The sequence below is a fragment of the Nocardia tengchongensis genome (assembly GCF_054781395.1).
Window position 1 is genome coordinate 1,441,798 of the sequence record NZ_BAAGUM010000006.1, and the last position, 15,256, is coordinate 1,457,053.

Below are 15,256 nucleotides of genomic sequence, written 5' to 3' on the forward strand. Positions count from 1 at the left end.
TCGGCGCCCGAGACGAACGCCCGCCCACCGGAACATCCGGTGGGCGGGCGTTTTTCGTACCTCCGACAGCCGTATCAGAGCAGGCCGTCGAGCGCGCCCAGATGTCCGATGATGCGCTCGGCGGCCTCGCGACGACCCAGCCCCGCCACCGCGTGCGACGCGGCATCCATGCGCTCACCACCCACCGCGGCCCAGTGCAGGTCGACATGGCTGGTCCAGCGCATGGACGGATAGTCCTGGCGGCCGAAGACCCGCTGCGACAACGCCAGCAGATCCAGACCGAGGTCGACGTGCGAGCCCGTGGCGAGCAAGCAGCTGCCGATCGCACAGGCCACCGAGCCCAGCTGCGGCAGATCCCAATACTGGCCCAGCTTGACCACCGCGATGCCGACCAGCTCGGCGGCAACCCCGCGGACCTGGTCCGCACGGCCGTTCAGGACATGCGCGTCGATCGTCACCGAGGCCAGGATCATGTCACCGGGGCCGGGCACGGTGACGCTGTTCGGCCAGTCCAGCAACGGCAGCACCTGCCGGAACCGGCGCAATCCGGTCTCGGTATCGCCTTCGGCGAGTTCGATTTCCGCGAGCGCGGCCGCCACCACGGCCAGCCGATGATTCGGCTGGATCACCGCGGCGCCGACCGTGGGAACGCCACCGTACGAGCCCAGCACCGGCTCCAGCGCCCGCCGCGCCGCCTCGGGTTCTCCCGAACCGGCCAGCGCCACCGCCAGATAGCTGCGCATCTCGACGCTTTCGTCCCAGGCCCGGTATTCCTCCATGAGCTCGACGGTCCGGCGGTAGTAGTCGACCGCCACCGGGTAACGGCCCGACTGTCCGTACAGGCTGCCCAAGTGCTGGCTGGTCATCGCCGTGTTCCAGACATCGCGCCCGGCATTGATGCGCATGGCGGTCTCACCGTCGCGGATCGAACCGTAGACGATGCCGTTGTTCTCACACAGGTTGGCGCGCAACAACAATGCCGTGACCTGGATCTGCTGATCACCGGACCGGGCACCGTAGGCGAGCCGCCGGGCCAGCTGCATGGTGGTGCGCGACCGCGTCACCAGTTCGCCGAGAAAGCGGAACACCGGGCTCATCGGCGCACCGGAGCTCAGGGTGCGCCGGATCCAGCCGCGGACCGTCGCCACCTCGCGCAGGTCGGGATTACCGAACAGCATGTGCAGGCCCAGCATCAGATTGCCCAGCACCTGAAGATCGGTCTCCGCCGCGACCGCCGGACGAACCCGGGCCGGTACCGTCATCATCCGCCGCGACCAGCTGATCAGTTCCATGTGCGCGCCCCGCAACACCCACAGGCCCGCCAGGACCGGGAAGACCGTGTGCACCACGGCCGCATCCCGGCGGTCGAGGGCGTAGCGGAGCACGGCGACCAGGTTGTCCTGTTCCTCGCCGAGCGCCAGCACGGTGGCAATCTGCTCGGGCGTTTGGTATCCCGCCACGGTCGCCAGCGCGAACTCCCTGGCCCACTGCGACATCCGGTCCATCACCGCGTCGGCCTCACCGGTGAGGGTGAGCTGCTCGTCACCGAATTCGCGCACCGTTTCCAGCATCCGGTAGCGGGTGCCGCCCTGTTCGTCTTCCAGCACAGTCAGCAAGGACTGGCTCACGAGACCATCGACAGCCGTTGGGACATCGCGGATTTCGGAACCCGCCAGCACGGTCTCGGCCGCGGCGAGGGTGAATCCCGCCGGGAATCGGCACAGTCGGCGCAGGGCGACCCGCTGCGGCTCGTCGAGCAGGTTCCAGCTCCACTCGATCACCGCGTACAGGGTGCGATGCCGCTGCGGCGAACTGCGATCCCCGCTGCGCAGCAGAGCGAAACGGTGATCGAGACGAGAGTCGATCTCCTCCACGCTCATGGTGCGCACCCGGGCCGCCGCCAGTTCGATGGCCAGCGGCAAGCCGTCCAGCGTGCGGCAGAGGCGGGCCACCACCTCGGGGTCGAGCCGCACCGACGGCCGCACCGAGCGGGCGCGGGCCTCGAACAGTTCGGTGGCGGGTGAACCGGCGGGGTCGATGGTCAACGGCGGCAACGGGTAGACGGCCTCGGCGGTGATCTCCAATGGCGCTCGGCTGGTGGTGAGCACCGTCAGCTGATCGCTGGCCCCGACCAGATCCGCGACCAGCTCGGCGACCGGCTCGATCAGATGCTCGCAGTTGTCGAGGATGAGCAGGGTAGGCCGCACCGCGAGGGCCTCGCGCAGTCGTTGCCCGATGTCGCGGCCGCGCTGCTGGCGCAGCACATTCGTCTCGCGGCCGACGTCGGTGACGCCGAGCGTGGCGGCGATGGCGACCTCGATCTCGGCGCGGGTATCGGCCACACTCTCCGGATCCGCACGCAGCGAGGCCAATTCGACCAGCGCCACAGCGGTGTCGTGGGCCAGGCGCGCACCGAGTTCATTGGCGACGCGGGTCTTCCCGGTGCCGCCGGGGCCGAGCACGGTGGTCACCCGGGAGATCCGGACCAGCTTCTCCAGCCGCTCCAGGTCGGATTCACGGCCCAGCAAAGGATTCGGAGCGACCCGCAGACCGATGGCCTTCTCCCCCACCGGTTCCCGCGCCCCAGCCGCCTGCTGTGCGCGACCGGCTCCCAGCGAGTTCGCCGGAGCCGCGGCGGAGCCCGGGACGTGGCCGGATCCGAGAGAGCCGGAACCGGAGACCGCTCCCACGGGGTCTCCGTGACCGGTGCGGCCGTTCGCCGCGGCCGATTCGACGGCCGGCGGATCGAGCCGCACAAGAGTTTTCGGCGGTGAGCCAGGGGCGGCGCCGGGGAGCGGTTCACCGCGCAGGATGGCGGTGTTCAAGGCCACCAGCGCCGGACCCGGATCCGCGCCGAGCTGATCCACCAGCCGGGTGCGCAGGGTCGCGAACACGTCGAGGGCCTCGTTGGTGCGGCCCGCGGCGGCGAGCAGCCGCATCAGGGTCCCGTGCGCGGGTTCGTCGAACGGGTCGGCGGCCACGGCCTGCTGGGCCAGGTCGATGGCGGCGGGCAGGTCGCCGGCGGCTTCGCGGGCGGCCAGTTCCAGGACATCCAGGGCGCGGCGGCGGGCGGCGGCGAGGGTCGCGAGTTCCTCGGCGACCGGTCCGGGCGGCAGGTCCGCGGCGGGTTCGCCGCGCCACAGGGCGCGGGCGGCGGCCAGCAGGTCCAGGCAGGCGGCGTGGTGGCCGGCGGTATGGGCTTGGCGGGCTTGCCTTTCCAGCTGGTGGGCCAGACTCAGGTCGACCTGTTCGGGGGTCAGCATCAGCCGGTAGCCGGCGGGGCCGATCTCGAGCACGCCCTCGGGCAGCGCGGAACGCAGTCGCGAAACCTGGGTGTGCAGGGCGTTCATCGGGGCGCGGGGCGGATCCTCACCCCACACGTCGTCGATCAGGGCCTGCGCGCTGCGGCTGCGGCCGGGGTGCACGGCCAGGGCCGCCACCAGCAGCCGGGCCCGGGCGCCGGGTACGGCGGCGAGCGCGCCGTCGCGGCGCAATGCGATCTCGCCCAGCAGGGCTATCAGGGTCGAGTCGCCCATCGTCGCCACCCGCGCGCCTCGTGCGCTGCTCGAACTGCCTTTTTCCGAATTCATTCCTTGCCAATCGTAGGCGAGCGGCCACCTGGCCGCCGGTTCCGCCGAGCCCGGTGCGCGATGTCACCCGCACCGGCGCGCGGGTATCGGCTTACCCGGAGGACCGGACTCGGTTCAACCGGATTTGCGCGGGTCGGCCATCAGCGCCCGGGCAGCGCTTAGGCTCAGGGCATGGCCGAATTCGACATTCACCGGGAAACGGTCATCAAGGCCGCTCCCGCCCGGGTCCAAGAGCTCGTCGACGACTTCCACCAGTGGCGCACGTGGTCGCCGTGGGAGGACGCCGACCCCGCCATGGAACGCGTCTACAGCGGCGCCGATCGCGGCATCGGCGCCCGCTACGCCTGGAACGGCAACCGCAAGGCCGGGCGCGGCGACATGGAGATCACCTCCGCCACCGCCGACAGCATCGGCATCGCGCTGCACTTCGAGAAGCCGTTCAAGGCGACCAACCGGGTCACCTTCGAATTCCGGCCGCAGGGCGACACCACCGCGGTGACCTGGCGCATGACCGGCGAGCAGAACGGCTTCATGGCCCTGTTCGGCAAGCTGATGCCGATGGATCGCCTGGTGGGTAAGGACTTCGAGAAGGGCCTGGCCCAGCTCAAGGCCGCCGCCGAAGCCTGACCGGGCCCGCGCGGGGGCACGACGGACGACTGTCGCACTAGGCTGCGGTGCATGGCTACAGCAGCACAGTGGATCGAGGGCGCGCGGCCGCGCACCCTTCCGAACGCCATCGCCCCGGTGCTCGCGGGCACCGGCGCCGCGGCCTCGATCGACGGGTTCGTGTGGTGGAAAGCGGTGCTGTGCCTGCTGCTTTCGGTGGCGCTGATCATCGGCGTCAACTACGCCAACGACTACTCCGACGGCATCCGCGGCACCGACGACGAGCGGGTCGGCCCGCTGCGATTGGTCGGCTCCAAGCTCGCGTCCCCGGCCGCGGTGCGCAATGCCGCCATCGCCTGCCTGACGGTCGGCGCGGCGGTCGGGCTGGTGCTGGTGTTCACCACCGCCTGGTGGCTGATCCTGGTCGGCGCGGCCTGCCTGGCGGGGGCCTGGTTCTATACCGGCGGCCGGAACCCGTACGGCTACAGCGGCTTCGGTGAGATCGCGGTCTTCGTGTTCTTCGGCCTGGTGGCGGTGTTGGGCACCGAGTTCGTGCAGGCCGGACGGGTCGACTGGGCCGGGCTGGTGTGTGCGGTGTCGGTCGGCGCGTTCTCCAGCGCGGTGCTGGTCACCAACAATCTGCGCGACATTCCCACCGACACCGAATCGGGCAAGCTCACCCTGGCCGTGCGGCTGGGCGACGCCCGCACCCGCACCCTGCACCAGGTGCTGATCCTGATCCCGTTCCTGGCCCTGGCCCTGCTGGCCTGGCGCAGTCCGTGGACGCTGGCCGCGCTGGTGGCGCTGCCGCTCGCGGTGAAGGCCAACGAGCCGGTCCGGACCGGCAAGAACGGGCCGGGTCTGATTCCCGCCCTTGCCGGTACCGGTCAGGCGATGCTGGTCTGGTCGATCGTGGTGGCCGCCGCGCTGGCCATCGGTTAGCCCGCGCGGCCGGCCGGCCGGGCTCAGTCCTCGTCGGGGACCAGGACGCCGAGCACCCAGTTCACCAGCGAGATGATCAGACCGCCGAGCACCGCCGCCCAGAAGCCGTCCACCCGCAGGCCGTAATCGGTGGTGCCGGTGATCTTCGCGGTCAGCCACAGCATGAGCGCGTTGATCACCAGCAGGAACAGGCCCAGCGACACCACGATGAAGGGGAACGAGAGCACCTTCACGATCGGTTTCACGAGCGTGTTCACGATCGCGAACACCACTGTGATGGCAGCGATCACCAGGATCTTGCTCTGGGTGGTGTCCTCGGGGGTCTTGATCTCGATGCCGTTCACCCAGGCGGCGGCCAACCAGATGGCCACCCCGTTGATCAGCAGACGTATCAGTAGCGTCATGCCCCGATCGTAGGGCGAGATCGCCGCCGGGGCCGGATATCCCGGACCTGCCCGACCGTGGCACCGGATCAGGCCGCGCGATCCAGGTACCCCGTCACCGCGTCACGCAGGGTGCGGACCGCGTCGTCGTCGCCGAGCAGCCGCCGGGTGACCGGGTTGGGCGCGCGCAGCACGGCCAGCACCATGTGCCCGGCCTCGATGCGGTCGTCCTTGCGGGCCAACGCCTCCCGCAGGGAGAGCTCGACGATCTTCTTCGAATCCGAGGTGAAGGGGATGTGGCCGCGCGGGCCGCCTTCCGCCCCCCAGTACTTGCGCCAGCGCGATCCCTCGGGGGGTACGGCCGCCTCGTCGAGGGCGTTCTCGCCGAAGGTCGCCTCGAGGCTCTCCCGGACGGCGTCGAGATCGATGCCGATGGAACGCAGGGCCTCCGCGTCCTCGGCGCCGAGCGGTTCCCCGGTCCGCTTGCGGGCCAGCGCCTCTCGCACGTCGTCGGCGGCGAGGCCGTGCGCCGCAAGGATTTCCCGCAGGCCGCCGTCCGGGCAGGCGAGCAGTCCGAGCAGCATGTGCTCGACCTCGATGGTCGAGGAGCACAGGTCGCGCGCTTCCTCCTGGGCCAGGACGACCGCGGTGCGGGCGGGTTTGGCGAATCGTTCGAACATCAGCGGATACCGCCCTTCCGGTTGTACTTCTGGTGGACCGCCTGCCGGCTGACCTCGAGCGCGTCGGCGATGGCCTGCCAGGACCAGCCCTGTTTGCGGGCATTGGTGACCTGGATGGCCTCGAGTCGCTCGAGCAGCCGACGCAGCGCGAGCACCGCGCGGAGCCCGACCTGGGGGTCGGGGCTGCCGGCGGCGGCCGCCAGAGTCGTTGCTTCACTCATGAGTGTCAATTTACGTTGACACTCGCGGCGCGTCAACGAAAATTGACAATCCGGAAGGGATGTTCACCGTCGGCGGAACCCCGCGGACGGCATGGAGCGCCGCCTCAGCTACAGGGGACGAACGGGGCGTAGTCGCGCACGCAGCCGTCGGTCCAGTCCCACAGCGCGTCGGGATCCACCGGGACACCGTCCTGCAGCCGGAGCCGCCAGCCGCCGGCTTCCTTCTCCCAGAGATCGCCGTCGCGATCCCGATACAGGCCGAGTGCGGTCGGCTCCCAGGCGTTGCCGATCGTGCCGCGCTGCGTGGTGACGGCGCGACCGTGCGCCCTCGAGATCACCCATGGCCCGAATGTGACATTCATATCTCCGGCTGCCCGTGGTTGCTGCCCCAACTCGACTCCCCATTTGTTGTTGTTTCAAACTATTGGAGCAGAACGGATCGCCCGAGCCCCCGTCCAGCAAGAACCGCACGGGTATCCGTCGGCAACCGCGTGTGTACCTGACGGCCATACAAGTAAGGTCTGCCTAAGTAAATGGATGGAGTTCCTACGTTCGGCGAGTACATTCGCCAGCGCCGCACCACAGCGAATCTCACGCGCCCACAATTGGCCTGGCTGGCCAACCTCTCGGTGCCCTACCTGACCAAGATCGAAGGCGGCGCCAATCCGTCCCGACGGGTGATCGAATCCCTCACCACCGCACTCAAGCTGACACCGGTCGATTTCGAGTATGCGCTCGTGCTCGCCGAGGGACCGCTGCCGCGCATCGAACCGGACCAGCCGACCGCGGCGGATCTGGAATACCTGGACCTGCTCAACCCCGCCATCGGCGCCTACATCACCGGACTGTGGGACATCGTCGCCGTCAATGCCGCGCACCACGAGTTCTTCCCCGAGATGGTGGCCGGCGCGAACTACCTGGAATGGCTGTTCTTCAATCCGATCTCGCGCACCGTGATGGTGAACTGGGACAACGAGACTCGCATGGCGGTCAGCCGGTTCCGCATGCAGCTCGCGCGCGCCGGCGAGGACGAGCGCGGGGCCGAGATCCTCGAACGCTGCCTGGTCGACCCGGATTTCGCACTGCTGTGGCATTCCGACACGGTGGCGGTCGAACGCGGCGATCTCACCAAGTTGGTGCGCAACCCGAGGACACTGGCCATCACTGAGCTCCGGATCAATCTGTGGCGCACCCAATCGACGCTGCAATCGTGGCTTCTGGTGATGGGCACCGTCGTGGATCGACCCACCGCGGTGACCCGTCCGGTGATGCGGCAGCGCCCCGAAACGTCAAGGGCTATTAACAGCCCCGAGGGCACTGCGACCCCGCCGATACGCCCGAAAAACGTTGCGCAAGGCAAAGATCCGATGCCGACAACCCCCTTGCGGCAACTTGATAGCTAACTTTCCGATGAGTGACCAACCGATATCAGCCGACCCGTCGTGCCGTGCGGAAACTAGCCCGACCAAGTACCGGTGGCGATGAATTCGGTCAGTGTCGCGGTGGGCTCGGCCAAGCTCAGCCCCTGGTCGGCAACCCATTCGTCATTGAAATAGGTTCCGGCATAACGGTCTCCGCCGTCACAGAGCAGCGTCACCACACTGCCGGTACGGTTCTCCGCGATCATCTCGGCAATCAGGGCAAAGGCCCCCCACAGATTGGTGCCCGTGGAGCCGCCCACCCGCCGGCCCAGCACCGTGCCGGCATGCCGGGTAGCCGCCACCGAGGCCGCGTCCGGCACCTCGATCATGCAGTCCACCACCGTCGGCACGAACGACGGTTCCACCCGCGGCCGCCCGATACCCTCGATCCGCGACGGCATCCCGGTCTCGAACCCCGGATCCCCCAGCTCGTAGCCGCCGTAGAAGGCCGAATTCTCCGGGTCCACCACGGCCAGCCGCGTGGCGTGCCGCTTGTAGCGGAGATAGCGGCCGATGGTCGCACCGGTGCCGCCGGTCCCCGCGCCCACCACCACCCAGTCCGGCACCGGATGGGTCTCCAGCTTCATCTGCTGGAAGATGGATTCCGCGATGTTGTTGTTGCCGCGCCAGTCGGTGGCGCGCTCGGCATTGGTGAACTGGTCCATATAGTGGCCGCCGGTCTCGGCCGCCAAGCGCGCCGCCTCGGCGTAGATGTCGGGGGCGCGTTCGACCAGGTGACAGCGTCCGCCCTGGGCCTCGATGAGGGCCAATTTCTCCGGAGACGTCTTGGCCGGGACCACGGCGACGAAGTCCAGGCCCAGCATCTTCGCGAAGTACGCCTCGCTGATCGCGGTCGATCCGGACGAAGCCTCCACCACCGTGGTGCCCTCGGTGACCCAGCCGTTGCAAATGGCGTACAGGAACAGCGATCGCGCCAGGCGGTGCTTGAGACTGCCGGTCGGATGGGTGGATTCATCCTTCAGATAAAGCTGAACGCCCCACTCCGGGGGCAGCGGGTAGCGCAGCAAATGCGTGTCCGCGCTGCGCTGGGAGTCTGCGTCGATGAGCCGGACGGCGTTGTCCACCCAGTCGCGGGGTGCGCTGCGATCGCAGCGTTTCACTGCTCGCCCTTGCCCTGCAGCCGTGAGCGCAGCTGATCGCGGTCCGCGCGGCGCTTGGCGTCCACCGCCGCGATGTCCTTGTTGACCTGGGTCCGCAGCTTCTTGAACAGCACCAGCGACAGCGGCATGGCGATGAGCAGGCCGAACAGCAGGGCGACGATGAGCGGAATGGACACCTTCACCAGGGCGGCCACACCCATGATGACCGCGGTGATGATGACGACCAGCCCGAGCCGGGCCACGGTGTAGAGGGCCAGATTGCGGGCCAGGCTGCGGCCCGCACCGTCGGGTCGGGTTGCTTCACTCACGCCGCCCAGCCTAGGTGACGGCGGAACTGGAAACCGCCGCGGCCCTCGTCCGCCCAGGTCAGAAAGCCAACCGCCCCGTATGTCGCTGGCGGTTCGCTGCGTCACGGCCAAACGTGACCGTAAACACATAACGGATATCCGTTTTGTCTATTACTTCCTCTTTACTAAAGCGAGACCGTTCGAACACCCGGGGGTTGCAGTGCAACGATGTCGCTACTGATGAGGGATCTGTCGAAACGGAAAGGTTTGCGAATGACTGCGTTCACCGCGGCGAGCCGCGCATTGGGTTCCGTCACCGGTCAGGACACCCTGCTCACCCCAGGCCAAGTCGCTGCCATGTTCCACGTCGATCCGAAGACCGTGACCCGATGGGCTCACGCGGGTCGGCTCGGCTCCCTCCGGACTCCGGGCGGTCACCGCCGGTTCCGGGAGTCGGAAGTTCTGCAACTCTTGCGGTCCCTCACCACCGAGGCCCGCGTGTAATACCGATTTTCACGGATAACCGCCCGCTTCACGTGCTGCGGGTACGCACTCGGATTACCCTCGATCTCAGGAGGTGAGCGACGTGACGTATCTGTTGGCACTCATCGCGGTGGTGACCGTCGCGATGCTGTGCTGGAAGGCCTTCGGACCCCAGCGATCGGCCGGCACCGGCCCAGCACCCGCTCGGCGCAACCGCATCATCGGTCCAGAAGACGATCCGGATTTCCTCGCCAAGCTCGCCCGCGAGCATCGTGATGGCGAATCCAAATGAATTACCGAAGCTCGCCAACGAAGTAGCCATAGCGATATATGTGACCGTCCCCCGTGGAACCGCCTCGGCGCAGCCCACGGGGGACGGTCGTTTTCCGGGCCGAGCCCATCGCCCCGCGCCGCCGTCGCGCGCATACTGAGCCAGACTGGTTCCACAGCGGGTCCCATGTGGAGGTGCCTCGATGGAGCGTGAACAGAACCTGTCGCAGGACGCGCGGCGCAAGGCCGGGGACGAGCGAGCGGCCGCCCGGCGGGCCGAGCGGCACGGGCAACTATCGGAAATGCACCTGATCCGGGAGGAAACCGGCTCGGACTACGAACCGCTGACCCGCGGCGAAGTACGCATGGCCGACGTCGAACTCGGGGAGCACGAGCCCGAGTGAAAGGGCCGAAGGGCCCACACGCCTCGCCTCGGGTGACCGAGACCGGCGCGGGGCCCTTGCGCGGCAGCGGATTCCGCCGTCAGTGGCTGACGGCTTCCTCTTCCGCCTTGCGGCGCAGGTTGTCCGCGACCTCCGCCTGCCAGGCCTCGTTGGCCTTGGTGGTGTCGACCTCGAACTCGAAGCGCTGCACCGACTTCGGGTCGATATCGGCGACGTCCACATAGAACTGCTCGTACCAGCGGCGCAGCTGGTAGACCGGGCCGTCCTCCTCGGTCAGCAGCGGGTTCTCGATCTTGGACTTGTGCTTCCAGATCTCGACGTCCTGCAGGAAGCCGTCGCCGATGCCCTTGGTCATCTTCTTGGCGATCTTGTCGGCCTGCTCGTCGTTCACACCCTGCGGCTTGCGCACCGACATGCCGTACTGCAGCACGAACGCGTCCTGCGAGATCGGGTAGTGGCAGTTGATCAGCACGGTCTCGAGCTCGAACCCGCTGTAGTTGTTGATCAGCGGGTTCACCATGTACGACGGGCCGAAGTAGGAGGCCACCGACTTCAGGGTCGAGTCGCCGCCGTACTGGGTGGCCATGCCCTTGTCCGGGCGGGCCGTGGAGTCCAGGTACTGGGTCGCGACGTGACCCTCGAAGACGTTCTTGAAGAACGTCGGGTACGCGTAGTGGATGTAGAAGAAGTGGGCCATGTCCACGACGTTGTCGATGATCTCGCGGCAGTTGGAGCCCTCGATGACCATGGACTCCCAGGTCCAGTCGGTCCAGCCGTCGCCGATCGTCTCCAGGCCGTTGCCCTCGGCGTCGGTGAACGGGCCCTCGATGTAGGGGATCGTCACCTCGTCGGTGGGCGGGTTGCCCTCGTGGTCGTGCCACACGAACAGCTGGCCGTTGCGCTCGAGCGTGGTCCAGGACCGGGTCCGCGCCAGCGGCGGCACCCGCCGGGCGTAGGGAATCCCGGTGCACTTGCCGTTGCCGCCCCAGCGCCAGTCGTGGAACGGGCACGCGATGGAGTCGCCCTTGACCTCACCCATGGAGAGGTCGCCGCCGAGGTGCCGGCAGTAGGAGTCGAGCACGTGCAGCTCGTTCTTGCTGTCGGCGAAGACCACCAGCTTGGTCCCGAAAGCCGAGATCTGATGCGGCTTGCCGTCACGGAACGGGCCGGCCAGCCCGAGGCAATGCCATCCCCGCGCATACCGCGAGGGCGCCTCGCCCACATCGATCTCCCGAACCTTGCGAACGCGGCCTTCCGGCGACACTGCCATGTCGAGGTCCCCTCACTTGAAAACTAGAACGTGTTCTAATCACTGTCGCTTAATACCGTACAGCGCAACAGCGTTCAGGGGTAGTGCCGGCACGAAGAAGGCCCCGGCGCTACCGCGCCGGGGCCTTCGAAAACCGCTGGATCAGTTCAGTCCGGCATACGAGTGCAGGCCGCTGACCACGATGTTGATGATGAAGAGGTTGAACAGCATCGCGACGAAACCGGCGATGTTGATCCACGCGGCCTTGGTGTCACGCCAGCCGGAGGTGGCACGGGCGTGCAGGTAGGCGGCGTAGAGGACCCAGGCGATGAACGAACAGGTCTCCTTGGGATCCCAGCCCCAGAAACGACCCCACGCCGCCTCGGCCCAGATCGCGCCCAGGATGACGCCCGAACCGAAGATCGGGAAGCCGATGATGGTGGTGCGGTAGGCGAGTCGGTCCAGCAGCTGGGCGTCGGGGAGACGACGGGCCAGCTGGCCCCAGATGTTGTCGGCCTCCGCGCCGGCGGGCTGCCAGATGCGGAACAGGAACAGCAGGCTCGCGATACCCGAGACCAGGAAGACGCCCGAACCGATCGAGATCACGGTGACGTGGATCGGCAGCCAGTAGGACTTCAGGGCGGGAACCACGGGGGCCGCGTCCACGTGCAGCTTGGTGCCCGCCAGGAACAGCAGGATCAGCACCGGGGTCAGCAGGAACGACCACATGCCGCGATAGCGCTGGTCGTTCAGCAGGATCAGGCCGAGCAGCACCGCGGCCGCGCAGGCCATCGAGATGAACTCGAACATATTGCCCAGCGGGAAACGGTGGGTCGCGAAGCCGCGCAACACGATCGAGGCCACGTGCACGCCGAAGCCGACGAACAGCACCGCGAAGCCCATATTGCCGAGCCGCTCGGAGAACGGGCGACCGGCGCCGCGGGGCTCCACCTTGCCGGGCACGTTCGGTGCGGGCGGTTCGGCGACCGGCTCGGAACCGCCTCCGGCGGTGACCAATTCGCGGGTGGTGGTCGGCACCGTGCGGGTGAGCGCGAACTGCCAGACCAGCATGATCCAGACCAGCGCGTAGATCACGATGGCCGATTTGAACCCGAGGTCGCTGTAGGAGGCGAGGTTCTCGTCGATCGGCATTACTTCTCTCCCGTCAGCAGCCGCTCGCGCAGGCGGTCGAACTCGCCGCCCCAACCGGCCTGGTCGGTGCGGGCCAATCCGCCCATTTCTACTACGGTACGTCGTACACCGTCCGTCGCGGTGTCCGGGTACACGCGCAGCCAGATGCGGCGGCGCTTCACCAGCAGCGACACCAGCAGGCCCGCCATCATGGTCAGCGCCGACACCAGCACCCACTGCTGCGCCGGATCATGCGAAACCTGCAGGTTCACGAACTCTTCCGCACCGTCGAAGGTCACCTTGGTGCCGTCGGCCAGCGTCGAGGTCTCCCCCGGCTTCAGGTTCACCCGCTGCGCCTTCACCAGCCGGCCCTGCTTGATCATCTCCGGATCCAGCGAGAACAACGACTGCGCGCGACCGGTGTCCAGACCGGTATCGCCCTGGTAGATGTCGATCGCGACGGCCGGATCGGTCATCGCCGGATAGCGGGAGGTCAGCAACTGCCCGTGCATCAACGCGGTCGGCGCGAACAGGCCCTGGATCGCGACCTGATGCTTGCGGCGCTCGTCCTCGTTCGGATACATGCCGCCCGGCGGATCGATGCGCAGCACACCCGAGGACAGGAAGGTGGTGCCGTCGTCCGGCTTCCACTGGATGGCCTCGGTGCGGGTCTGCCCGTTCGGGAAGGTCACCGTGAACTTGGGCGCGAAACCGTGGCCCTGCAGGTACACCCGGTCCCCGGCGACACGCAGCGGATGGTTCACCTGAATGGTGGTGTCGTTCCACTTGCCGTCGGCCAGATCCGAACCGGTCTGATACTGGATGTTCGAGGTGAACATCGCCGCCTGACCGTTCTTCAGGTAGTCGGCCTTGAAGTCCTTGACCCGCACGCACATCGGGGTCAGCCCGGTGCCGTCGTTGACATTGCCGGCCTTGAACGAGTCGAACACCGCGGGCGACGTCGTGCAGAAACCCGGCCCGTCGTTGGCCAGCACCACCACATTGCCCTCGTAGCCGAACAGCTTGCCGATCGCGATCGCGGCCAGCAGGCACACCAGGGCCAAGTGGAAGACCAGGTTGCCGAGCTCGCGGGTGTAGCCCTTCTCCGCCGAGAGGGTCAGCTCCCCCTCGCGCTCGCCGGGCTGCACCACCGTGCGCCAGCCGCGCATCTGGCCGCTAGCCCGATCCAGCACCTGCTCCGGGGTGGCCGCATCGGCGCCGGACCAGTGATGCGGCAGCCGCGACAGATTGCGCGGCGCCTTGGTCAGCGGGGCGCGCAACGCGCGGTAGTGGTCCACGCAGCGCGGCAGGATGCAGCCCACCAGCGAAACGAACAGCAGCACGTAGACGGCCGTGAACCAGAAACTGGAGAACACGTCGAACAGCTGCAACCGGTCCATCCACGGACCCAGGGTCTCGCGATTGCGGATGTAGTCGTCGACCTTGCCCGCGTTCAGGCTGCGCTGCGGCAGCAGCGCGCCCGGAAAGGCGGCCAGGGCCAGCAGGAACAGCAGCATGAGCGCGGTGCGCATGCTGGTCAGGCCGCGCCAGGTATTGCGCAGCAGGCCGAAGGCGCGGCGCGGCAGCGACGGACGCGGCGGACGGGTGGGGGCGCTGGGGGTTTCGATGGTGGCAGTCATGTCAGATCGGCAGGGTCACATTCGAGACGAAGGCGTCGCGGACCCAGGAGACGAACAGGTCCCACGATCCGGTCACCAGGGCGATGCCGACGGCCACCAACAGCAGTCCGCCGATCACCTGGATGGTGCGGGAATTACGGCGCAACCAGCCAACGCCGCGCAGCGCGGTCGCCGAACCGAAGGCCAGGATGATGAACGGCAGGCCCAGGCCCAGGCAGTAGGCCACGATCAGGGCCACGCCGCGGACCGCGGTGGCGCCCTGGGTGCCGACCGACACCGAGATCACGCCCGACAGCGTCGGGCCCAGGCACGGAGTCCAGCCCAGCGCGAACACCGCGCCCAGCAACGGCGCCCCGATGATGCCGCTGAACCGGCGCGGCTCCATCCGGGTGTCGCGCTGCAGCACCGGGATCAGGCCGATGAAGGCCAGGCCCATCACGATGGTCACCACGCCGCCGACCCGTTGCAGCAGTTCACGATTGACGTCCAGCGCCTGCATGGTGCCGAACACGGTGGTGGCGGCCAGCACGAACACGACGGTGAAACCTGCCACGAACAGGGCTGCCGCGCCCGCCACCCGCAGGCGCGCCGAACCACGGCTCGCCACCGTGGTGCTCGCGTTGCGCGCCGACTCCACCGTCACCGGCGGGGCCTCCGCACCGACCACCCCGGCCAGATACGACAGGTAGCCCGGCACCAGCGGCACCACGCACGGCGACGCGAACGACACCAGACCGGCCAGCACGCACGCGCCCAGGGCCAGCAGCAGCGGGCCGGTCGCGGCGGTCTGCTGGAACGAATCCCCCACGCTCGCCAGGTAGGTCACGT

General features: G+C 68.1%; 17 protein-coding genes. 6 read left to right on the top strand and 11 right to left on the bottom strand.

Annotation, left to right across the window (positions count from 1 at the left end; all coding sequences use genetic code 11):
* Positions 1–74: 74 nt before the first annotated feature.
* Positions 75–3,536, bottom strand: a complete 3,462-nt coding sequence (locus tag ACYVKL_RS17510) for an AfsR/SARP family transcriptional regulator (RefSeq protein WP_379164609.1) — start codon at positions 3,534–3,536, stop codon at positions 75–77.
* A gap of 225 nt (positions 3,537–3,761) precedes the next feature.
* Between ACYVKL_RS17510 and ACYVKL_RS17515 the strand changes: the two genes are divergently transcribed.
* Positions 3,762–4,217 (top strand): SRPBCC family protein, encoded by a 456-nt coding sequence (locus ACYVKL_RS17515; RefSeq protein WP_379164611.1) that lies wholly within the window; start codon positions 3,762–3,764, stop codon positions 4,215–4,217.
* A gap of 51 nt (positions 4,218–4,268) precedes the next feature.
* Positions 4,269–5,138: a 1,4-dihydroxy-2-naphthoate polyprenyltransferase gene (locus ACYVKL_RS17520; RefSeq protein WP_213559166.1), complete on the top strand. Its 870-nt coding sequence runs from the start codon at positions 4,269–4,271 to the stop codon at positions 5,136–5,138.
* Positions 5,139–5,161: 23 nt separating this feature from the next.
* Here ACYVKL_RS17520 and ACYVKL_RS17525 read toward each other — a convergent pair whose 3' ends face one another.
* The 4 genes from ACYVKL_RS17525 to ACYVKL_RS17540 all read right to left on the bottom strand — a co-directional run bounded on the left by ACYVKL_RS17525 (position 5,162) and on the right by ACYVKL_RS17540 (position 6,760).
* A complete protein-coding gene (locus ACYVKL_RS17525) occupies positions 5,162–5,542 on the bottom strand; it encodes a phage holin family protein (RefSeq protein ID WP_379164614.1) in 381 nt (126 codons plus the stop codon).
* A 68-nt stretch (positions 5,543–5,610) separates the two neighbouring features.
* A complete protein-coding gene (locus ACYVKL_RS17530) occupies positions 5,611–6,201 on the bottom strand; it encodes a Clp protease N-terminal domain-containing protein (protein WP_379164616.1) in 591 nt (196 codons plus the stop codon).
* Positions 6,201–6,422: a helix-turn-helix domain-containing protein gene (locus ACYVKL_RS17535; RefSeq protein WP_033089567.1), complete on the bottom strand. Its 222-nt coding sequence runs from the start codon at positions 6,420–6,422 to the stop codon at positions 6,201–6,203. Before ACYVKL_RS17535 ends, ACYVKL_RS17530 begins: the two co-directional genes overlap by 1 nt.
* A 104-nt stretch (positions 6,423–6,526) precedes the next feature.
* Positions 6,527–6,760, bottom strand: coding sequence for a hypothetical protein (locus tag ACYVKL_RS17540; RefSeq protein WP_379164619.1), 234 nt, complete (start codon positions 6,758–6,760; stop codon positions 6,527–6,529).
* A 195-nt stretch (positions 6,761–6,955) separates the two neighbouring features.
* Here ACYVKL_RS17540 and ACYVKL_RS17545 point away from each other — a divergent pair, with 195 nt between their 5' ends.
* Positions 6,956–7,825 carry a helix-turn-helix domain-containing protein gene (locus ACYVKL_RS17545; RefSeq protein WP_379164621.1) on the top strand — a complete coding sequence of 290 codons (870 nt, stop codon included), beginning with the start codon at positions 6,956–6,958 and terminating at the stop codon, positions 7,823–7,825.
* Between the two features lie 53 nt (positions 7,826–7,878).
* Here the strand turns inward: ACYVKL_RS17545 and cds1 are convergent, their stop codons facing one another.
* Positions 7,879–8,964: an L-cysteine desulfhydrase Cds1 gene (gene cds1 / locus ACYVKL_RS17550; protein WP_379164623.1), complete on the bottom strand. Its 1,086-nt coding sequence runs from the start codon at positions 8,962–8,964 to the stop codon at positions 7,879–7,881.
* Positions 8,961–9,272: a DUF4229 domain-containing protein gene (locus tag ACYVKL_RS17555; RefSeq protein WP_379164625.1), complete on the bottom strand. Its 312-nt coding sequence runs from the start codon at positions 9,270–9,272 to the stop codon at positions 8,961–8,963. The genes cds1 and ACYVKL_RS17555 overlap by 4 nt, the downstream gene beginning before the upstream one ends.
* Positions 9,273–9,524: 252 nt before the next feature.
* Between ACYVKL_RS17555 and ACYVKL_RS17560 the strand changes: the two genes are divergently transcribed.
* The 3 genes from ACYVKL_RS17560 to ACYVKL_RS17570 all read left to right on the top strand — a co-directional run bounded on the left by ACYVKL_RS17560 (position 9,525) and on the right by ACYVKL_RS17570 (position 10,408).
* Entirely contained in the window at positions 9,525–9,755 is a 231-nt protein-coding gene (locus tag ACYVKL_RS17560) for a BldC family transcriptional regulator (RefSeq protein ID WP_213559159.1), read from the top strand.
* A 73-nt stretch (positions 9,756–9,828) separates the two neighbouring features.
* Entirely contained in the window at positions 9,829–10,026 is a 198-nt protein-coding gene (locus ACYVKL_RS17565) for a hypothetical protein (protein WP_379164627.1), read from the top strand.
* Positions 10,027–10,207: 181 nt separating this feature from the next.
* Positions 10,208–10,408: a hypothetical protein gene (locus ACYVKL_RS17570; RefSeq protein ID WP_357190438.1), complete on the top strand. Its 201-nt coding sequence runs from the start codon at positions 10,208–10,210 to the stop codon at positions 10,406–10,408.
* 79 nt (positions 10,409–10,487) lie between these two features.
* Here ACYVKL_RS17570 and ACYVKL_RS17575 read toward each other — a convergent pair whose 3' ends face one another.
* The 4 genes from ACYVKL_RS17575 to ACYVKL_RS17590 form a co-directional block, all read right to left on the bottom strand.
* Positions 10,488–11,678 carry a 3-ketosteroid-9-alpha-monooxygenase, oxygenase component gene (locus ACYVKL_RS17575; RefSeq protein ID WP_379164629.1) on the bottom strand — a complete coding sequence of 397 codons (1,191 nt, stop codon included), beginning with the start codon at positions 11,676–11,678 and terminating at the stop codon, positions 10,488–10,490.
* A gap of 141 nt (positions 11,679–11,819) precedes the next feature.
* Positions 11,820–12,809, bottom strand: coding sequence for a c-type cytochrome biogenesis protein CcsB (ccsB, locus tag ACYVKL_RS17580; protein ID WP_213559156.1), 990 nt, complete (start codon positions 12,807–12,809; stop codon positions 11,820–11,822).
* A complete protein-coding gene (resB, locus tag ACYVKL_RS17585) occupies positions 12,809–14,428 on the bottom strand; it encodes a cytochrome c biogenesis protein ResB (protein ID WP_379164631.1) in 1,620 nt (539 codons plus the stop codon). The genes ccsB and resB overlap by 1 nt, the downstream gene beginning before the upstream one ends.
* Position 14,429: 1 nt before the next feature.
* On the bottom strand, positions 14,430–15,254 hold the full coding sequence (locus tag ACYVKL_RS17590) for a cytochrome c biogenesis CcdA family protein (protein ID WP_379164633.1): 825 nt from the start codon (positions 15,252–15,254) through the stop codon (positions 14,430–14,432).
* Positions 15,255–15,256 lie beyond the last annotated feature (2 nt).